This window comes from Achromobacter sp. GD03932, from assembly GCF_029839485.1.
Classification (GTDB): domain Bacteria; phylum Pseudomonadota; class Gammaproteobacteria; order Burkholderiales; family Burkholderiaceae_B; genus Achromobacter; species Achromobacter bronchisepticus_A.
The window spans coordinates 295,514-314,152 of record NZ_JAOCAT010000002.1; the positions used below are offsets into that span (position 1 = coordinate 295,514).

Sequence of the window (18,639 nt, forward strand, 5' to 3'; positions counted from 1 at the left end):
TCCCAGACCCACCCACGCGCAGGCGGGCCGCCATGGCGGCGGCCCGTCGCCGCGCACGATACGGAGAGAATCCATGATCACCCCTGAACAACAAGTTTCCTCATTGACCGTGATGGCCGAGGAAGGGCCGCTACCCATCTGTTTCGACGCGGTCCAGGCCTATCATGGCCATGGCGCGCTTGCCATGCTGGCGCTGACTTTCCAGGGTCTGCGCGGCGCGCTGTCCAGGCTGGAACAGGATGGCGTGCCAGTGCCGCGCAAGGAGTTGTCCGTCATTAGCGGGCATCCCGGCCCAGGCGTGCGCGACGCATTCGAATTCGTCACGCGCGCCGTCACGCGCGGTTGCTACGAGGTGGACCTGACGCTGCCCGAAGCGCGCTACAGCCGCGGCGCGGACAAGTCATACAGCTTCCATCTGCGCCGCGGCGCGCGCAGCGTCCAGGGCGTGTTGCGCCCCGGCGTGCTGCCGCCGGAATTTTTTGACTTGCTGGGAAATCCCGCGCCGAACGCCCAGCGCGTTCACGCCGAACTGCGGCGCGATATCGCCGCGCGGGTCATCGCGGCCGAACCTGCAACGCTGTTCGATTTTCGGGCAATGGAAAGCCAGGAGGGCTGAGGCGGCAGGGACGGCGGGCCTGACGGGGGCTCGCCCCACCGGCTCCTGCCGTCCTACAGCGCGGCATCCTGCGTCAGCGTCGATATGAACGCCGCCGTGCGCGGGTCCGCCGGCTGGCTGAACAGCGTGCGCGAGTCGCCGGATTCGACCACCGTGCCATCCAGCAGGAACACCACTTCGCGCGATACGCTGGCCGCCAGGCGCAGGTCGTGGGTGGCCATCAGCATGGTCATGCCTTCGGCGGCGAGCTGGCGCAGCACGTCCACCACTTCGGCGGCCAGGCCCGGATCCAGCGCCGAAGTCGGCTCGTCGCACAGCAGCACGCGCGGCGCGGGCGCCAGCGCGCGGGCGATTGCCACGCGCTGCTGCTGTCCGCCCGACAGGTTGGCGGGCCAGGCGTCGCGCTTTTCCAGCATGCCGACCTTGCGCAGCAATTCCTCGGCGCGGGCGCGCGCGCGGTCCAGCGGCCACTTCTGCACGGTCAGCAGGCCTTCCATGACATTGCCGATCACGGTCTGGTGCGGGAACAGCTGGAAGTTTTGGAACACCATGCCGGTCTGCTTGCGCACGCGCTGGACCTGGTCGCGCGAGAGCTTGCGGCCGGGTTCGAAATGCACCGTTTCCGGGCCGATCTCCAGCGTGCCTCGGTCCGGCACTTCCAGCAGGTTCACGCAGCGCAGCAAGGTGCTCTTGCCGCTGCCGGACGGGCCGATCAGGGCGGTGACGCTGCCTTCGGCGATGCTCACGTCCACCTGCTTGAGCACGGGATTGCCGCCGAACGCCTTTTCTATCTTTTCCAGGCGGATCATCGGTTTTTCTCGGTAAAGACCGCGTGCTGGCCGAAGCGCCGTTCCAGGCGCATCTGCGCGGCGGACAGGACGGAACTGAACACCAGGTAGATCAGCGCCGCCTCGGTGTACAGGATCAGCGGTTCATAGGTGACGGCGGCAATGCGCTGCGCCGCCTGGAAGATCTCGGGCACGGTCAGCACCGCCGCCAGCGAGGTGTCCTTGACCAGCGCGATGAAGGAATTGGACAGGGGCGGCACGGCCACCCGCGCCGCCTGCGGCAGGATGGTCCGGCGCAGCGCCTGCGCCCGCGTCATGCTCAGCGAGTACGCCGCTTCCCATTGGCCCTTGGTGATGGACTCGATGGCGCCGCGGATCACTTCCGAGTTGTACGCGCCCACGTTGAGGGTGAAGCCGATCAGCGCGGCCGGCAGCGGATCCAGCACGATGCCGACGCTGGGCAGGCCGTAAAAGATCACGAACAGCTGCACCAGCAGCGGCGTGCCGCGGATCAGCCAGACGTAGAAGCGCACCACGGCCACCAGCGGCGCCGGGCCGAACAGCCGGATCAGCGCCACCACGAAGGCCAGCGCCAGGCCCAGCGCGAACGACATCAGCGTCAGCGGAACCGTGAACATCAGCCCCGCGTGCAGCAGGGGCCAGAACGAGTCCAGCATCAGCTGCACCCAGGCCGGCACCGCCCAGTTGCCGAGTTGCGCCAGCAGCCAGTCGGGCAGGACGGATTGCAGCCAGGGGGGTAGCGTCATATGCGCTCCGCTCGCTTATTGCGCCGACAGGTCCGTGCCGAAATACTTGACCGAGATGGTCTTGTAGGTGCCGTCCGCCTTGATGTCGGCCAGCGCCTTGTTGATGGCGGCCTGCAGTTCGGGGTTGCCCTTGCGGATCAGCACGCCCGAATTGCTGAACTCGGCGGTCTTGTCGGTGGCGGCGATCTTTACCTTGGCATTGGGCTTCTGCTTCTTGAAGTCCAGGAACGACAGGTTGTCGTTCACCGTGGCCTCGACCCGACCCGAGGTCAGCAGGTCGATGGCTTCATTGAAGCCCTGCACCGCGATCACTTCCGCGCCATGCTTTTGGGCCAGCTTGCCGAAGTTGCTGGTCAGCGTGTTGGCGGATTTCTTGCCCTTCAGATCGTCGAAGGACTTGATGCTGGTGTTGTCGTCGCGCACGATCAGCACGGCGGCGGACGAGATGTAGGGATCCGAGAAGTCGTACTTGGCGCGGCGCGCGTCGGTGATGCCGACCTGGTTGATCACCGCGTCGTAGCGCTTGGCGTCCAGGCCGGCGATCAGGCCGTCCCACTTGCCTTCGACGAATTGCGCCTTGACGCCCAGGCGTTCCGCGATGGCGCGGCCGATGTCCACGTCAAACCCGGTAAGCTGGCCGGATGCGTCGTGGAAAGTGAAGGGGGCGTAGGTGCCTTCGGTGCCGATCTTGAACACGCCGGCGGATTTGATCTGGTCCAGTCCGGATTGGGCATGGGCCGCGGACAAGGCGGCGACCTGGACGAGGCCGGCGACGAACAGCGTACGGAAGAGTTTCATGGCGGTGCTCCACGGATGGCAGATATCTCGGTGGAGAGCATCCGTGCCTGCAATGCCCTCCGGCGTAGCCGCACTCTAACAACGCGTCTATTTTTCCACAAAGCATAAGGAATAGTAAAAATATAGCGGCAAGTCATATGGCGATACCCATGCTCCGGCGCGTTGCCGCCGGGGTTCATCCAGGCAGGACTTCAGTGGAGATCGGTGTGGAACAGCAATGGAACAGGCGGGCTTTCATGATCGCGGCCGCAGGCGCGGCAGCAGCAAGCGCAATGCCCGCCCAGGCCGCGGACGGCACGCGGCTGATGCCGGGCAGCGGCAGCATCACGCAGGTGGCGGGTTTGCGGGTGGGGCACTACACCGACACGCGCCGGCCCACGGGCTGCACCGTCATCATCGCCGAGGCCGGCGCGACCGCCGGGGTCGACGTGCGCGGCGCGGCGCCGGGTACGCGCGAGACCGACCTGCTCAATCCCGTCAACATGGTGGAGAAAGTGCACGCCGTGGTGCTGTCCGGCGGCAGCGCCTTCGGCCTGGATGCGGCTTCGGGCGTCATGCGCTATCTGGAAGAGAAGAAGATCGGCTTCGACGTGGGCGTGGCGCACGTGCCCATCGTGCCTTCGGCCATCCTGTTCGACCTGGGCGTGGGCGACGCCTCGATCCGGCCCGACGCGGCCGCGGGCTACCAGGCCTGCAAGTCGGCCACGGACGCCGCGCCGCAGGAAGGCAACGTGGGCGCGGGGGCGGGCGCGACGGTGGGCAAGCTGTACGGTCCCAAGCGCGCCATGAAGGGCGGCATCGGCAGCGCCTCGCTGACCGTGGCAGGCGTGACGGTGGGCGCCATCGTCGCGGTCAATGCGGTGGGCGACGTGGTGGATCCGGCCACCGGGCGCGTCCTGGCAGGCGCGCGCACCGCCGACGGCAAGATGCTGCTGGATACCCGCGCCGCGATCCTGGCGGGCGATTTGCCCAAGTCCATGCGCCCAGGCACCGCCACCACCATAGGGCTGGTCGCCACCGACGCCAAGCTCACCAAGGCGCAGGCGCAGAAGATCGCCGGCATGGCGCATGACGGCCTGGCCCGCACCATCAATCCCATCCACACCATGCTGGATGGCGACACCATCTTCGCGCTGGGCACGGGCACGTCCGGCAAGCCGGGCAACGTGATGCTGCTGGGCGTGATGGCGGCCGAGGCGATGGCGATCGCGGTGCAGCGCGCGATCCTGTCGGCGCGCGCGCTGGAAGGCTATCCGGCGGCGGTGGACTTCGTTTCCTGACGGCCGCGCGTCCTGACCTCGGCCTGTCACACAAGGGCTCCATCATGGATGGCGCCGGCGCGTGGCCGGCGGGCGGAGGGCGTGCATGTACAAGGGCGAACGATTCAACGGCGCGACGCACCTGGCCGGCCTGGCGCTGGCGGTGGCCGCTTCGGGCGCCCTGATCGCCCGCGCCGCCGAACTCAAGGTGGACACGCGGCAGGTGGTTGCCTGCGCCGTGTTCGCCGCGTCGATGATCGCCGTCTATGCCTCTTCTGTACTGTTCCATTGCTCGCGCGGCCGCCGCAAGGCCTGGTGGGCCAAGGCCGACCATTGCGCGATCTACCTGCTGATCGCCGGCACGTACACGCCGCTGGCCTACGGGCCGGTGGAGCATGGCTGGGGCGCGGCCATGGGCGTGGCGATCTGGCTGCTGGCGGCGGTCGGCATCAGCCGCGAGCTGTGGTGGGCGCGGGGCGCGGCGCCGGCCCTGCCGCTTTATCTGGCGATGGGCTGGCTGGGCGTGATGTTCGCCGCGCCGATCGCGGGCGCCTTGTCCGCGGCTGGGCTGGCCTGGCTGCTGGCGGGCGCGGCGGTCTATACCGCCGGTACGCTGTTCTACGCCAACGACCAGCGCTGGCCGCATGCCCACGGCATCTGGCACCTGTTCGTCATGGGCGGCACCGCCTGCCACTTCGTGACGGTGTTCGGCTTCCTGCGGCTGAGCCCGGCCTGAGCGGGGTTTCAGCGGGCCGCTAGCGCCAGCTTGCCAGCGGCAGCATGCCGCCGCGGTCCTTCACTTTGCGCATGACGATATGCGAGGACAGGTTCCGCACGCCCGGGATCTTGCTGAGCTTGTCTTCGACGAACTGTGAGAACGCCTTCAGGTTGCGCGTGCACACCGTCAGGATGTAGTTGGACGCGCCCGTCACGATGCTGGCCTCGGTGATCTCGTCATGCAGGGCGATGCCGGCCAGGAATTCCTCGTGCCAGCCGGGACGCGACTGGTCCAGCGACACATGGACGATGGCCTCCAGCTCGAACCCCAGTTTTTCGGCGTCCAGCACGGCGCGATAGTGGCGGATCAGCCCGCTTTCTTCCAGCGCGCGCACCCGCCGCAGGCAGGCCGAGGGCGACAGCGCCACCTGCTCGGCCAGGTCCTGGTTGCTGAGGTGGCCGTTCTCTTGCAGCCGGTAAAGAATGCGCTGGTCTATGGCGTCGATCTGCATGGTGCAATCAAATTCCAAAAAAGTGGATTATGTGCAATTCAATGCGGAAACCTAGGGTAATCCGCGCCTGAATTTGCAATTTATCAGCCTGATCGCGCTGATAGTATGTACCCAGAATATAGCCCCCCGGAGCACAAAATGAACACCCGTGAAGCCTGCGTAAATGCCGACCGCCAGGATCCCCTGGCGCCCCTGAAGGACCGTTTCGACCTGCCGCCCGGCGTCCTCTACATGGACGGCAATTCCCTGGGCGTGCTGCCCAAGGAGGCCGCCGGCCGCGCCGCCGCCGTGATCGGCCAGGAATGGGGTTCGGGCCTGATCCGCAGCTGGAATACCGCGGGCTGGTTCGAACTGCCCACCCGCCTGGGCGACAAGCTGGGCCGCCTGCTGGGCGCGCGCGAAGGCGAGCTGGTCGTGACCGACACGACCTCGCTGAACATCTTCAAGGCGCTGGCCGCCGCCTTGCGCATCCAGCAGCACCAGCACCCCAAGCGCCGCGTCATCCTGTCCGAACGCGACAACTTTCCGACCGATCTCTACATGATCCAGGGCATGATCGACCTGCTGCAGCAGGGCTACGAAATGCGCCTGATCGACGACGAGCTGCCGCTGGAAAAGGCGCTGGACGAGTCCGTGGCGGTGATGCTGCTGTCGCACGTGAACTACCGCAGCGGCCAGATGCACGACATGGCCGCGGTGACCGCGCTGGCGCACGAGCGCGGCGCGCTGGCGATCTGGGACCTGGCTCACGCCGCGGGCGCGGTGCCGGTGGACCTGAACGGCGCGGACGCCGACTTCGCCGTGGGTTGCACCTATAAATACCTGAACGGCGGCCCGGGCTCGCCCGCCTTCATCTGGGTGGCGCCGCGCCACACCAAGGACTTCTGGCAGCCGCTGTCCGGCTGGTGGGGCCACACGCGGCCGTTCGACATGACCGTGGCCTACGAGCCCGCCGGCGGCGTGCGCCGCTATCTGTGCGGCACCCAGCCTATCGTGTCGCTGTCGCTGGTGGAATGCGGCCTGGACGTGGCGCATGCCGCCGACATGGCCGAGGTGCGCAAGAAATCGCTGGCGCTGGGCGACCTGTTCATCGCGCTGGTCGAAGAGCGCTGCGCCGGCCATCCTCTCACGCTGGTGACGCCGCGCAAGCACGCCGACCGCGGCAGCCATGTCAGCTTCCGCCATCCCAACGGCTTCGAGGTGATGCAGGCCCTGATCGCGCGCGGCGTGATCGGCGACTATCGCGAACCCGAGGTGCTGCGCTTCGGCCTGACGCCGCTGTATTTCGGCTATGCCGACGTCTGGGACGCCGTCGACATCCTGAAGGACGTGCTGGACACGCGTTCCTGGGACAAGCCGGAATTCAAGCACCGCGCCGCCGTGACCTGAGCGCCGCAACATAACCCCATTGCGCGGGCCAAACCGGCCCTGTATCCACAAAGAGAGCGCGGGACCTGGAGGAGACAATGCAACAACAGAAAGGATTCGGCCAGATCGCCGAACGCGAGCAGGGCCTGAAGCGGCGGCTGACGTCGGGGCAGATGAGCATGATCGCCATCGGCGGCGCCATCGGCACGGGCCTGTTCCTGGGCAGCAAGTTCGCCATCGGCTTTGCCGGACCCAGCGTGATCATCAGCTATGCCATCGGCGGCTTGATCACGTTGCTGCTGATGGGCTGCCTGGCGGAAATGACGGTGGCGCATTCCACCTCGGGCTCCTTCGGCGCCTATGCCGAACACTACGTCGGCCCGCTGGCGGGATTTCTGGTGCGCTACGCGTACTGGTCCTGCGTGGTGCTGGCGGTAGGCACCGAAGTCACGGCCGTCGCGGAATACATGAAGTTCTGGTTCCCGGACGTGCCCGGCTGGCAGTGGGTCTGCCTGTTCTCGGCGGCGCTGATCTTCATCAACGCCATGAGCGTCAAGACCTTCGGCACGGTCGAATACTGGTTTTCCACGATCAAGATCACCGCCATCGTGGCCTTCATCATCCTGGGCGCCTACGTGGTCTGGGGCAATCCGCAGTACGGCACGGCGCTGTACACGTCGCATGGCGGGTTCTTCCCGAATGGCGTCTGGGGCATGTGGATCGCCGTGGTCATCTCGATCTTCAGCTATCTCAGCGTGGAGATGATCGCGGTGGCGGCGGGCGAGGCCGAAGACCCCGAGCGCGCGGTCAAGCAGGCGTTCCGCGCCACCATCGTCCGGCTGGTGGTGTTCTACCTGCTGACGCTGGCGCTGATCCTGGCCATCGTGCCCTGGGACGAGGCCGGCAAGGGCGGCAGCCCCTTCGTCAAGGTGATGCAGGCGCTTGAGATCCCGGGCGCGGCAGGCGTCATCAACTTCATCGTGCTGGTGGCGGCGCTGTCGGCCATGAACAGCCAGCTCTACATCACCACGCGCATGATGTTCAGCCTGTCGCGCGCCGGCCATGCGCCGTCCGCGTTCGGCAAGCTGACGCGCAGCGGCACGCCGCTGAACGCGCTGCTGCTGTCCACCAGCGGCATTGCCATCGCCGCGGTGCTGAACGTGCTGTACCCCGAGACCTCGTTCACGCTGATGATGGCGATTTCGATGTTCGGCGCGCTGTTTACGTGGATGATGATTTTCGTGACCCACTACTGCTTTCGCCGCCGCTGGGCGCGCGAAGGCGGCGGCAAGCTGTCGTTCCGCATGCCGGGCTTTCCGGTGCTGACGTTGCTGGGCGCGGGCGCGATGCTGGCCATTTTGGCCACCACCTACTTCACCAGCGTTTTCAAGATGACGCTGGTGTTCGGCGTGCCCTTCCTGGTGGTGCTGGCCGTGCTGTACCAGCTGCTGTTCCGCAGGCGTGGCGAAGCGGTGGCGCTGACCCCGCGCGGCCAGCGTTCCTGATATTGCTACGCCCGGTTCAGCCACGGGCCTGGGGCCAGCGCCTCAGGCCCGTATTTCATGAGCGCGCGGCATGACTGCGCTTCAAGCGCTGGCCATGGCCGGCGCGGGCTGCTCCGCAGCCTGTTCCTGAGGCGCCGGCGCGAACACGCGCAACCGGTGGCCGTCGGGGTCCAGCGCCACGAAGGTGCGGCCGAAATCCATGTCGGTGGGCGCTTGCAGGATGGGCAGGCCGCGCAGGCTCCAGTCCAGGTGGCGGCGGTCCAGCGCCTGCGCGTCAGCAACGGTGAAGGCGAGTTCGGTGGCGCCGCCGCGGCCGGCGGCGGCAGGTTCCACCGTGTAGCGCGACCACAGGCCCAGCATCAGGCCGGAATCCAGCCTGAACAGCGCGAAGGTGGGGGAGCTTTCCGTGGGTGGACGCTGCAGCAGGGCGCTGTAGAACGCGGCGCTGGCGGCGGGCTTTTCAACGTAGAAAATCACGAAATTGGTGTCTGACATGATGCGCTCCGGGTGGTAGACGCGCTCATCTTAGACAGGGGTACTGTCAGTTTTTGGCAGTAGCTTTCAGCCGCGTTTTCAGCCGCAATTCTTCGGCGTGCGATCGATCGCGCGCCACTCCTTCAGCAGCGCATGGCGGCGCTTGGGATAACGCTCACCGGGCGTCAGCGTGGCGATGCGGTCGGTGCGGAAATGGCGGAAATCCTGGCGCAGTTCGCACCAGGCCATGACGATGCGCACGCTGTCGAAAAAACCCAGCGCGAACGGCCAGATCACCCGCGTGGAATCGGCGCCCTTGTCGTCGCGGTAGGTGATGTCGATCTTCTGTTCGCAGCGTATGGCCTGGCGGATCAGCGACAGGTCCACGCGGTCCACCACCTGCATCGAACTGGGACCGACCAGCAGCGGTATCGCGTCCAGCCCGTCGCGCAGTTCGCCCGGCAGCACGGCGCCGATCTTGGCCAGCGCGTTGCTCGCGGCCTGCGCCAGGCGCGGGTCGGCGCGGTCCGCCACCCAGCGGGTGCCCAGCACCAGCGCCTCGATCTCCTCGGTGCTGAACATCAGCGGCGGCAGCATGAAACCCGGCCTCAGCACGTAGCCCACGCCCGGTTCGCCCTCGATCTCGGCGCCTTGCGATTGCAGGGTGGCGATGTCGCGGTACAGCGTGCGGATGCTGACGCCGAGGTCGGCGGCCAGTTGGCGGCCGCTGACGGGGCGGCGATGGCAGCGCAAGGTCTGCATCAGGCCCAGGAGGCGTTCGGTGCGGGACATGGGGGCGGACGGGGATGACGGATCCATAATGCTGCCACGAAATGGCAGCAGGCGGGGCCCGTCCGCAGCGGGATGTCAGGCGGGCGGCAGGGCCATCAGCCAGTCGTGCACGCGGGCGGCCAGGTCCAGGCTGTTGCGGTCCATCATCAGCATGTGCGAATTGCCGGCGATGCCCAGTTCGGGCAGCGGCAGCAGGGTGACGCAAGCGTGCCGCCGCGCGAAATCGCGCACCCGCTCGCGCATGCGCGGCCAGCGCGGGTCCGTGTCCATGTTGTCGCCCATGAGGATCAGCGTGGGCGTGCGGTAGCCGGCGTCCAGTTCCGGGATGCTGGCCGGCTCCAGCGCCACCACGGCGCGCACCAGATCGGGCCGGGCGGCGGCCGCGCGGATGCCGAATACGCCCGCCTGCGAATGGCAGATGACGATCATGCGGCCGACCCGCTCCAGCAAGGCCAGATAGCCGCGCAGGACGGCGGCGTCGGTATGCACCCAGCGCGGCACCATCTGCGCGGCCAGCTCGCCGAAGGCTTCCACCGGGAACAGCGTGTTGCCATAGGCGCTGCCGGGGCCGGGGCGGGCGCCCGGGCGGCCGATGCGAAAACGCGTGTAGCAGTCTTCCTGCGCCTGCACGATGGGGCCTTCCGGCCAGATCTCGGGGACCGGCGCGTAGCCCGAGCGGCCGCGTTCCACGGCATCGCAGAGATAGGCGTCCCAGCCGCGCCGCAGGAAGGCATGGAGCCAGCCCTGGCGGCCGTCGGGCGTGGTCTCCCACGCCGCGCCGGTCATGCCGCCGCCATGCCAGAAGGCCAGGGGCGGGCGGCCGCTGGCCGGCTCGGCCAGGAAGTACTGCGCGTACATCTGCTCGACGCGGTAGGTGCCGTTGGGGTCCAGCGCGACGGGCTGGCCGCCCTCGGCCATGACGACTTCGCGCCGCGGCAGACCGGATAAGCTGACCTCGCGCCCGCCGACATGGAAGGCGCCCATGTCGCGCAGACGGATCGGCGCGAGCGCGTCCGATGCGGCGCGGCCGGGTTCGTCCGCCATCATTCCGCCCGGATGTGGTTGGCCTGGATCACGTCCTTCCAGCGCGCGGTCTCGGCCAGCACGAAGTCGCCCAGCGCCTGGCGCGGGCCGGCGGCGGTTTCCACGCCCAGTTCGCGCATCTTGGCGGCGACCTCGGGCGCCTGCAGGGCGTCGTTGAAGGCTTGGTGCAGCGCGGCCAGCGTGGCGTCCGGCGTGCCGGCGGGCGCCATGATGCCGAACCAGGGCGTGATCAGGAAATCGGCCACGCCGGCCTCCGCGAAGGTCGGCACGTCCGGAATGGCCGGCGCGCGCTTGGCGCTGGCCACGGCCAGGGCCCGCAGCTTGCCCGCGCGGATGTTCGCCAGCGATGCCGGCAGGTTGTCGAAATACATGTCGACCTGGCCGCCCAGCAGATCGGCCGCGACCTGTCCGGCGCCCTTGTAGGGGATGTGCGCCACGTCGATGCCGGTGCGCAGCTTCAGCAGTTCGGTGGCCAGGTGGGCCGAGCCGCCCACGCCCGACGAGGCCGAGTTCAGCTTGCCCGGATGGGCGCGGGCGTAGGCCAGCAGCTCGGCCACGGTCTGCGCCGGCACCTTGGGATTGACGACCAGCACGCTGGGCACCGTGCCGACCATGGCGACGGGCGCGAAGTCCTTGACGATGTCGTAGGGCGCGGGCTGGTAGAGCGAGGGCGCGACCGTGCAGCCGAAGGCGCACATCAGCAAGGTGTAGCCGTCGGGCGCGGCGCGCGCCACCGCCTGCGCGCCGATGTTGCCGCCGGCGCCGGCGCGGTTTTCCACGATCAGGGGCTGGCCCAGGCGCTTGGCCAGGCTGTCGCTGAGGATGCGGGCCAGGATGTCGGGCGTGCCGCCGGCGGGGAAGGGCACCACCAGCGTCACGGGGCGTTCGGGGAAGGCGGCGGCGGCCGGTTGGGCTGCGCCCGCCAGCAGCGCTGCGCCGGCCAGCGCGGCCGCCATCCAGCGGCGGGGGGAAGCGCGCCAGCGCGCGGCGGTCGGGCCCAAGGGGTTCATTGCGGCAGTCTCCGGAAAGTCGGGTCGGGTGCGGAAGGCCCCGATCTGCCGCGGACTGTAGCCAAGGCCGGCGGCCTTGCCCAATGCTGGCTGCGCAAGCCATATATGTCGAAAATGGTATGGAATTTTCAACGCATGCATTTCAGGCATAGTATGGGCGGCATGAGCGACGCCCAATCCTTGCCCTATCTGCGCCGGCTGGACATGAACCTGCTGCTGACGTTCGACGTCCTGATGCGCACTCGCAGCGCCACCGCCAGTTCAGCCCTGCTGCATAAGACGCAGCCCGCCATCAGCCGTGACCTGGCGCGCCTGCGCCGCCGGCTGGAAGATCCCTTGCTGGTGGTGGTGAAGGGCCGATTCATTCCAACGGAGCGGGCGCTGGAACTGCATTCGGCGGTGCATGACGCGCTGGCGCAGATCGAAGCGGCGCTGCGTCCGGCCGAGGCTTTCGATCCGGCCAAGGCCAGCGGCGTGGTCAACATCGGCACCGGCGCGCACAGCGAGATCCTGCTGGCGGCGCCGCTGATCGAACGGCTGCACCGCGCCGCGCCGGGCATCACGCTGCGTTTCCAGTCGGTGCACGGAGACTTCGTGCCGGACGATCTGGACGCGGAACGGTTGGACATGGCCATCGGCCTGTTCGGCAAGGTGCCGGCGCGTTTCCATCGCGATACGCTGCTGAAGGACCGGCGCGTGTGCGTGGTGTCGGCGCGGCATCCCTGGGCAGGCAAGCGCGCGCTGGCGCTGGCGGATCTGCCGTCCATCAAGTGGTTCGCCTTCGCGCACATGTATGGCCGCGAAACCAACTTCGACCGCGCGCTCAAGCCGGATGCCAGCCGGCTGGAATTTTCGGCCTACCTGTCCGGCTTCGGCATCACGCCCTATGTGCTGCTGGACACTGATTACGCCACCACCATGCCGGCCAGCGTGGCGCGGGTGCACGCCCGGCATTTCCCCCTGGCGACGCTGGAACTGCCTGCCAGCCTGCGCAAGATCGAACTGGTGATGGTGTGGCCGCGGCGCCTGCATACGTCGCCGCTGCAGGCCTGGCTGCGCGGGCAGATCCGCGAGGTGCTGCGGGAACGCGTGGACGCTCCCGCAGCCGGTGCGGCTTAGGAACCGACCTTCTTGCCCGTCGCCACGTCGATGGCCGAGCCGTCTTCCAGGCTGACGCGGTAGATCTCGCGCACCACGTTGCCGGCGAAGCCGATCTCGACGATGGACACGTCCTTGAAGGTGGTGTTGATGCCGTCCGGCAGCACGGCGTTGAACTTGTCGGACTCCTGCTTCATGGCGTCCTGCAGGCGCGTGTCGTACAGCGCCATGCTGTAGACCAGCGTGGTGTGCGGATTGTGCGCGCGCACTTCCTTGCCGTCCTGCATGATGTTCACGCCGCTCACGCCCATGGTCTTGACCAGGTCTTTTCCGGCGTCGCCCATCTTGGCGTAGACCGGACCGGTGACGCGCGGCAGCGGGCCGTCGCGCAGCGGCGCCAGCGCGGCGGTCGCGACGGTGTTGTAGCGCATCATGTCCTCGAAGCCCTGGCCGCTCTTGACCACGCCCAGGTCCAGCCACCACGGATGGCCCGCGCCCTTGGCGGCTTCGGTGGGATAGAAGTTCTTCAGCGTGACCTGCAGCGGGGCCGGCGGCTTGGGCAGGGCCTTGAGCATGCGGGCGGGCGTTTCAGGGTCGGCGCTGTGGATGTGCACCACCGTCACGTGCGGCATGTTGGGCGTTTCGGCCTCGGTCTTCAGGCCCAGCTGGAGCAGGTCGGCCTTCAGCGTGCCGTTGATCTTGGCGTCCAGGATGGCGTTGACGTCCTGGGGCAGGCGGTAGACCACGCCGTAGGTCGCCTTGTGTTCGCGGAACCCGGTCTGGTCCAGGGCGCTGTTGTCGATGGGAGCGGCGGCATGCGCGGCCGAGGCGGAAACGAACAGGCCGAGGGCGGCCAGCTGGAAGACACGCTTGATCATGGAGATTCCTTTTGTTTGTGTGAGCCCGCGAGAGTCATCCGCAGTGTGGCCAGCGCGGATGTAATGCGTATTGCACCAAGCAAAAGAATTCCGATACCAGCCTGCGCATGCCCGATAGCTCGCGGGCGCCGGCTGATATCCAGCTACCCCAGAAAGACGATGGCCACGATGGCGATGCCCAGCAGCAGGTTGATGCCCACCCAGCGGCGTATGCCGCCCATGGCCTGGCCGCCCTGGGGCCAGTCGGACGCGGCGACCGCCGCCCGCAGCTGCGGGTAGAGCACGAAGCGGATGTAGGCGTAGATGGCCGTCATGACCAGGCCGCCCGAGGCCATGAGGGTCCAGCTGCGCGGCATGAAGAAGGCGCCGCCCGTCTGCGCCGCCTGGCTGGCTTCCTGGCCGATCATGATCGCGCCCGTCGCCAGGATCAGAAGAATGGCCGCCAGCACCGCATTCAGGAACGGCCCCAGCACCGCCGCCATCAGCCGCAGCCGGACCGGCGGTTCCAGCTGCGCGGCCGCCGGCCGCAGGAAACAGTGCGCGAAAAGCATGCCCCCGACCCAGAGGATCACGGCCATCAGGTGGATGAATTTGAGCGCGGCATAGAGCATGGGGCAGGCCTGTAGGGAGGAATCCGTCCCCATCATATCGCCGTCAAGCGCGGCGCGCGGGCTTGACCGGAATCATGGTTTTGCATTTAGAATGAGATTGATTTCTATTTGTGATTGAAAGTTCAGGGAGCCACCCGTGCCGAATCCCGCGGTCGCCGCCGGCGACAACGTCCATCTGCTGTACCGCGCTCATCATGGATGGCTGCATGGCTGGCTGCGCGCCAAGCTGGGCAACAGCTTCGACGCCGCCGACCTGGCGCAGGACACCTTCGTGCGGGTGCTGCGCCACCGCCACGAACTGGACGCCTTGCGCGAGCCGCGCGCCTATCTCACCACCATCGCCAAGCGCCTGCTGCTGAACCACCACCGGCGACGCTCGGTGGAGCAGGCCTATCTGGAAGCCCTGGCCTTAACGCCGGAGGCGCTGGCGCCCTCGGCCGAGCAGCGCCTGATCATCCTGGAAACGCTGCAGGAGATCGACGAGATGCTGGCCGGCCTGTCGCTGCCGGCCCGCCAGGCCTTCCTGATGGCGCAGCTGGAAGGACTGAGCCATGGCGAAATCGCCGCCCGCCTGAACGTGTCGCTGCGCACCGTGCATCGCTACATCGCCAAGGGATTCGAACAATGCATCATGGCGTCGATCTGAACCCGCAGGCCGAGGCGGCGCCCGAGCTGCCCGCCGTCGAACGCAGCGTGGCGCGCGAGGCCGCGCGCTGGCTGCTGCGGCTGAGTTCGGGCCGCGCCACCGACGCCGACCAGCGGGCCTGTGAACTGTGGCGCGCCAGCAAGGCCGAGCACGAGCACGCCTGGCAGCGCGCGCAGCGCGTGAATGAGCGCTTCGGCCTGATCCCGGCGGCGCTGGGCATGGCCACCTTGAACCGCCCCGGACTCGGAAGCCGTCGTGCCGCGCTCAAGACGCTGATTGCGCTGGTGGCGGCCGGGCCCGTCGGTTGGGCAGCCTGGCGCGCCGATCCGCTGGACTGGACCGCGGACTACCGCAGCGCGCCGGGCGAACGGCGCGAAGTGGCGCTGGCGGATGGCTCCACGCTGCTGCTGAACACGGCCAGCGCCGTCGACGTGATGTACAGCTCCACGGCGCGCCTGCTGCGGCTGCGCGCCGGCGAGATCGCGGTGCATGCCGTGGCCGACACGGCGCCTGCGCCGCGGCCCTTCGTGGTGCGCACGAGCCAGGGAGACATCGAGGCGCAGTCCTCGCGATTCTGCGTGCGCCAAGAAGGCGGCGTGTGCCGCGTCAGCGTGCAGGAAGGGCGGATCCGCGTCGGCAGCGCCGCGCATCCGCGCAGCCTGGTCAGCCTGGAGGCCGGCCAGCAGAGCAGCCTGACGGACGAGGGCGCGTCGCCGCCATCCCCTGCGGATCCGCATGCCAGCGACTGGCAACGTGGCGTGCTGTACGCCAACCGCATGCGGCTGGACGCTTTCGCGGCCGAACTGGGCCGCTACCGTTCCGGCATTCTGCGCTGCGATCCCGGGGCCGCGCATCTGCGCATCTCGGGCGCGTTCCAGGTGCGCGATACCGATGCGGTCCTGGCGGCCTTGCCCGCGACCCTGCCTGTGCGGGTGCGCTATCGCACGCCGTACTGGGTGACGATCACCTTGCGCGCGGCTGCCGAGGCCTGAATCCGCGCCGTTACAAAAAAGGGGAGGGCCAGCTGTCCGATTCCGATTTCACGAGGGTCATGGTCTGTAGAGGCAAACGAATGCCGACACCTTTTGGATCGAAAGGACGACCATGGCTTATCTTCCCGCCGGCCGCGCAAGCGGCTCCCGACCCGCCCGAGGCCTGCAATGCCGCATGACCCGCCTGGCCGCCGCCGTGCATGCCGCCCTGGCGCTGGCTGCCGTGTCCGCCACCTTGCTGCCCGCAAGCGCCGCGTGGGCGCAGTCCGCGCAGCAGACGCAGGCGCGCGGCTATCGCATTCCGGCGGGTGCGCTGGCCGAGGCGCTGCCGCGCTTTGCCGACAGCGCGGGCGTGACGGTGCTGTTCGACGCGGCGCTGGTGGGCCAGCGCCGCACGGCGGGGCTCGACGGGGTCTATTCCGTGAATGAAGGCTTTGCGCGCTTGCTGGCGGGCAGCGGCCTGGGCGTGCAGGAGCGCAGCGCCCGCGTTTACGTGTTGCAGGCATTGTCCGCGGACGTGACGCAGTTGGCGCCGGTCCAGGTGGAAGGCGAGGGCGCGCCGGCCGCACCGGCCTGGGAAACCAGCACCGACCGCAAGCGCCTGGACGAACTGCAGGTCAAGAACTGGAGCGATTTCGGCAAGCGCGCCGAGCCCGGCGTGAGCTTCAACCGTACGACCAACAGCATCAATATCCGCGGCCTGGACCAGGATCGTGTGCTGACGCGCGTGGACGGTATCCGCCTGCCATGGCTGGACGACGGCGCGCGCGGCCTGAAGGGCGGCCTGGAAGCGGTGGATTTCAACAGCCTGTCGCGATTGGACATCGTGCGCGGCGCCGACGCCAGCGGCGGCGGCTCTGGCGCGATTTCCGGCACTGCCGACCTGCACACGCTGCAACCGTCTGACCTGCTGACCGACGGCAAGACCTTCGGCGCGCTGGCCAAGACCGACTACGACACGGCCGACAGCAGCTGGGGCGCCAACGCCGCGCTGGCGGGCCAGATCCACAGCAACACGTTCTGGCTGGTGCAGGCGGGCGTACGCAACGGCCATGCCCTGGACAATCGCGGCGACGTCGGCGGCTATGGACCCAAGCGCAGCGAACCCAGCCCGGAAGACTACGACCAGCGCAGCTTCCTTCTGAAGCTGCAGCAGCGCGTCGAAGGCGGCCACCGCTTCGGCCTGACCGGCGAATACTTCAAGCGCAACGCCGACATCGACAGCATGTTCGAGCAGGGCGCGGGCACCAGCTATCTGTACGGCGAAAACAGCACCCGCAAGGAAACCGAGCGCCAGCGCGTGTCCTTCGATTACTCGTACAAGGCGCCCGGCGCGGACAGCCTGATCGACACGGCCAGCGCGGTCGTTTATTGGCAGCGCCTGCAGCTGGACAGCTCGCTGAGCGGCGTGCGCAGCGTCGATTCCCGGGCCTACGCCATACCGGGCGATCCGTTCCGTTACGGCTATCCCAGCGGGCCATATGGCCGCAGCAACTCCATCCGTCAGACCATGTTCGGCGCCAATGCCGAGATCACCAAGCGTCTGGCAGGCGCGTCGGTGTCGCAGTTGTGGACCGTGGGCGGGGAATGGTACGGCAACAAGACCGAGCAGTACTCCGGCGGCTACGACAATTGCCCGGCGATCCCGGCAGGCACGCGGGCGCCGATGGGTCCGCGCCTGTGCGACATGCTGCACACCAACCAGGCCGACGTGCCGCAGTCCAAGGGCAACCAGTGGGCTCTGTGGGTGCAGGACGAATTCAGCTTCGCCGACGGCCGCTACACCATCATGCCGGCGCTGCGCTACGACCACTACGAACAGAAGCCGCAGTCCACGGCCAGCTACGAAAGCAACCCGAACGCGGGCGCGCTGCCGCCGTCCAACAGCGGCAGCCGTTTTTCGCCCAAGCTGCTGGCCACCTGGAAGGCCGCGGACGAACTCAGCCTCTATGCCCAATACGCATACGGCTTCAAGGCGCCCAGCCCGACGCAGCTCTACACCAACTATGGCGGCCCCGGCACCTACCTGCGCGTGGGCAATCCCTATCTGAAGCCTGAAACCAGCAAGGGCTGGGAGCTGGGCGCCAAGATCGGTTCCGATTCCCTGGGCGGCGCGGTATCGTTGTTCGACAACCGCTACCAGAACTTCATCGACGGCGACGTGCCGCTGAACGCGTCCTCGCCGCAGTGGCAGCCGGGCTGGGCCGGACAGTACCCCTTGGGCGTGACCGGCAACGTCAACCGCGCCAAGGTGCGCATCTACGGCGCCGAAGCCAGCGCGCACTGGAAGTTTTCGCCCGGCTGGCGCACCTGGGGTTCGCTGGCGTGGGCCGTGGGCAAGGACGAAAGCACGGGGCAGTACCTGAACTCGGTGGCGCCGCTGAAGGCGGTGCTGGGCCTGGGCTATAGCCGCGATGCGTGGGGCGTGGACGCCATGCTGACCACGGCCCTGAAGCGCGACAAGGTCGAGTACCCCGAGGCCACGGCCACGGCCCGCAATCCCGATTTCCAGGCGCCCGGCTACGGCGTGGTGGACCTGATGGGCTATTGGCGTCCGGCCGCGGTGAAGGGCCTGCAGGTGCAGGCGGGCGTTTTCAACCTGTTCGACAAGAAGTATTGGGAGGCCATCAACGTGCCGACCGCCGGCGCCATCGCCATTCCGCGGCCGGTCGATTGGTACACGGAACCGGGACGCAGCCTGCGCGTCTCACTGACATACCAGTATTGATCCAGACCCGCCGCCGGTCCGGACCATACCGGGGCG

19 protein-coding genes are annotated in these 18,639 nt (G+C 67.9%); 9 read left to right on the plus strand and 10 right to left on the minus strand.

What is annotated here, in order from left to right; genetic code table 11:
* The first annotated feature begins 73 nt into the window (after positions 1-73).
* Positions 74-616 (plus strand): hypothetical protein, encoded by a 543-nt coding sequence (locus tag N5C88_RS03120; RefSeq protein ID WP_118934786.1) that lies wholly within the window; start codon positions 74-76, stop codon positions 614-616.
* Positions 617-669: 53 nt separating this feature from the next.
* Here the strand turns inward: N5C88_RS03120 and N5C88_RS03125 are convergent, their stop codons facing one another.
* The 3 genes from N5C88_RS03125 to N5C88_RS03135 all read right to left on the minus strand — a co-directional run bounded on the left by N5C88_RS03125 (position 670) and on the right by N5C88_RS03135 (position 2,969).
* Positions 670-1,425: an amino acid ABC transporter ATP-binding protein gene (locus tag N5C88_RS03125; protein ID WP_251880980.1), complete on the minus strand. Its 756-nt coding sequence runs from the start codon at positions 1,423-1,425 to the stop codon at positions 670-672.
* Positions 1,422-2,102: an ABC transporter permease subunit gene (locus N5C88_RS03130; RefSeq protein WP_280014680.1), complete on the minus strand. Its 681-nt coding sequence runs from the start codon at positions 2,100-2,102 to the stop codon at positions 1,422-1,424. The genes N5C88_RS03125 and N5C88_RS03130 overlap by 4 nt, the downstream gene beginning before the upstream one ends.
* Positions 2,103-2,186: 84 nt before the next feature.
* Positions 2,187-2,969, minus strand: coding sequence for an amino acid ABC transporter substrate-binding protein (locus N5C88_RS03135; protein WP_059377702.1), 783 nt, complete (start codon positions 2,967-2,969; stop codon positions 2,187-2,189).
* A gap of 194 nt (positions 2,970-3,163) precedes the next feature.
* Between N5C88_RS03135 and N5C88_RS03140 the strand changes: the two genes are divergently transcribed.
* Positions 3,164-4,249, plus strand: a complete 1,086-nt coding sequence (locus N5C88_RS03140; protein ID WP_205736624.1) for a P1 family peptidase — start codon at positions 3,164-3,166, stop codon at positions 4,247-4,249.
* Positions 4,250-4,334: 85 nt separating this feature from the next.
* On the plus strand, positions 4,335-4,964 hold the full coding sequence (locus N5C88_RS03145; protein ID WP_118934789.1) for a hemolysin III family protein: 630 nt from the start codon (positions 4,335-4,337) through the stop codon (positions 4,962-4,964).
* Positions 4,965-4,983: 19 nt separating this feature from the next.
* On the opposite strand, the gene N5C88_RS03150 is transcribed toward N5C88_RS03145, so the two are convergent.
* Positions 4,984-5,457: an Lrp/AsnC family transcriptional regulator gene (locus N5C88_RS03150; RefSeq protein WP_059377705.1), complete on the minus strand. Its 474-nt coding sequence runs from the start codon at positions 5,455-5,457 to the stop codon at positions 4,984-4,986.
* Between the two features lie 138 nt (positions 5,458-5,595).
* On the opposite strand from N5C88_RS03150, the gene kynU reads away from it, so the two are divergent.
* Both kynU and N5C88_RS03160 read left to right on the plus strand, forming a co-directional pair.
* Positions 5,596-6,846, plus strand: a complete 1,251-nt coding sequence (gene kynU / locus N5C88_RS03155) for a kynureninase (RefSeq protein ID WP_059377717.1) — start codon at positions 5,596-5,598, stop codon at positions 6,844-6,846.
* 77 nt (positions 6,847-6,923) lie between these two features.
* The gene (locus N5C88_RS03160; RefSeq protein ID WP_118934791.1) at positions 6,924-8,330 is read left to right on the plus strand and encodes an amino acid permease; all 1,407 of its coding nucleotides are present in this window, start codon (positions 6,924-6,926) and stop codon (positions 8,328-8,330) included.
* Positions 8,331-8,411: 81 nt separating this feature from the next.
* Here the strand turns inward: N5C88_RS03160 and N5C88_RS03165 are convergent, their stop codons facing one another.
* The 4 genes from N5C88_RS03165 to N5C88_RS03180 all read right to left on the minus strand — a co-directional run bounded on the left by N5C88_RS03165 (position 8,412) and on the right by N5C88_RS03180 (position 11,650).
* Complete coding sequence (locus tag N5C88_RS03165) at positions 8,412-8,825, minus strand: VOC family protein (RefSeq protein WP_059377722.1); 414 nt, start codon at positions 8,823-8,825, stop codon at positions 8,412-8,414.
* Between the two features lie 78 nt (positions 8,826-8,903).
* Entirely contained in the window at positions 8,904-9,596 is a 693-nt protein-coding gene (locus N5C88_RS03170) for a YafY family protein (protein WP_059377724.1), read from the minus strand.
* Positions 9,597-9,671: 75 nt separating this feature from the next.
* The gene (locus N5C88_RS03175) at positions 9,672-10,643 is read right to left on the minus strand and encodes a hypothetical protein (protein ID WP_280014667.1); all 972 of its coding nucleotides are present in this window, start codon (positions 10,641-10,643) and stop codon (positions 9,672-9,674) included.
* Complete coding sequence (locus N5C88_RS03180) at positions 10,640-11,650, minus strand: tripartite tricarboxylate transporter substrate binding protein (RefSeq protein WP_187774082.1); 1,011 nt, start codon at positions 11,648-11,650, stop codon at positions 10,640-10,642. Before N5C88_RS03180 ends, N5C88_RS03175 begins: the two co-directional genes overlap by 4 nt.
* A 162-nt stretch (positions 11,651-11,812) precedes the next feature.
* Here N5C88_RS03180 and N5C88_RS03185 point away from each other — a divergent pair, with 162 nt between their 5' ends.
* Complete coding sequence (locus tag N5C88_RS03185; RefSeq protein ID WP_059377956.1) at positions 11,813-12,769, plus strand: LysR family transcriptional regulator; 957 nt, start codon at positions 11,813-11,815, stop codon at positions 12,767-12,769.
* On the opposite strand, the gene N5C88_RS03190 is transcribed toward N5C88_RS03185, so the two are convergent.
* Positions 12,766-13,626, minus strand: a complete 861-nt coding sequence (locus N5C88_RS03190; protein WP_059377730.1) for a hypothetical protein — start codon at positions 13,624-13,626, stop codon at positions 12,766-12,768. The two genes, N5C88_RS03185 and N5C88_RS03190, sit on opposite strands and share 4 nt — an antisense overlap.
* 143 nt (positions 13,627-13,769) lie before the next feature.
* Positions 13,770-14,237: a CopD family protein gene (locus tag N5C88_RS03195; RefSeq protein WP_059377732.1), complete on the minus strand. Its 468-nt coding sequence runs from the start codon at positions 14,235-14,237 to the stop codon at positions 13,770-13,772.
* A gap of 136 nt (positions 14,238-14,373) precedes the next feature.
* Between N5C88_RS03195 and N5C88_RS03200 the strand changes: the two genes are divergently transcribed.
* From N5C88_RS03200 to N5C88_RS03210, 3 genes are all read left to right on the plus strand, one after another.
* On the plus strand, positions 14,374-14,883 hold the full coding sequence (locus N5C88_RS03200) for a sigma-70 family RNA polymerase sigma factor (RefSeq protein ID WP_251880990.1): 510 nt from the start codon (positions 14,374-14,376) through the stop codon (positions 14,881-14,883).
* Complete coding sequence (locus tag N5C88_RS03205; protein WP_251880992.1) at positions 14,862-15,875, plus strand: FecR domain-containing protein; 1,014 nt, start codon at positions 14,862-14,864, stop codon at positions 15,873-15,875. The genes N5C88_RS03200 and N5C88_RS03205 overlap by 22 nt, the downstream gene beginning before the upstream one ends.
* Before the next feature lie 175 nt (positions 15,876-16,050).
* Complete coding sequence (locus N5C88_RS03210) at positions 16,051-18,603, plus strand: TonB-dependent hemoglobin/transferrin/lactoferrin family receptor (RefSeq protein WP_280014681.1); 2,553 nt, start codon at positions 16,051-16,053, stop codon at positions 18,601-18,603.
* Positions 18,604-18,639 lie beyond the last annotated feature (36 nt).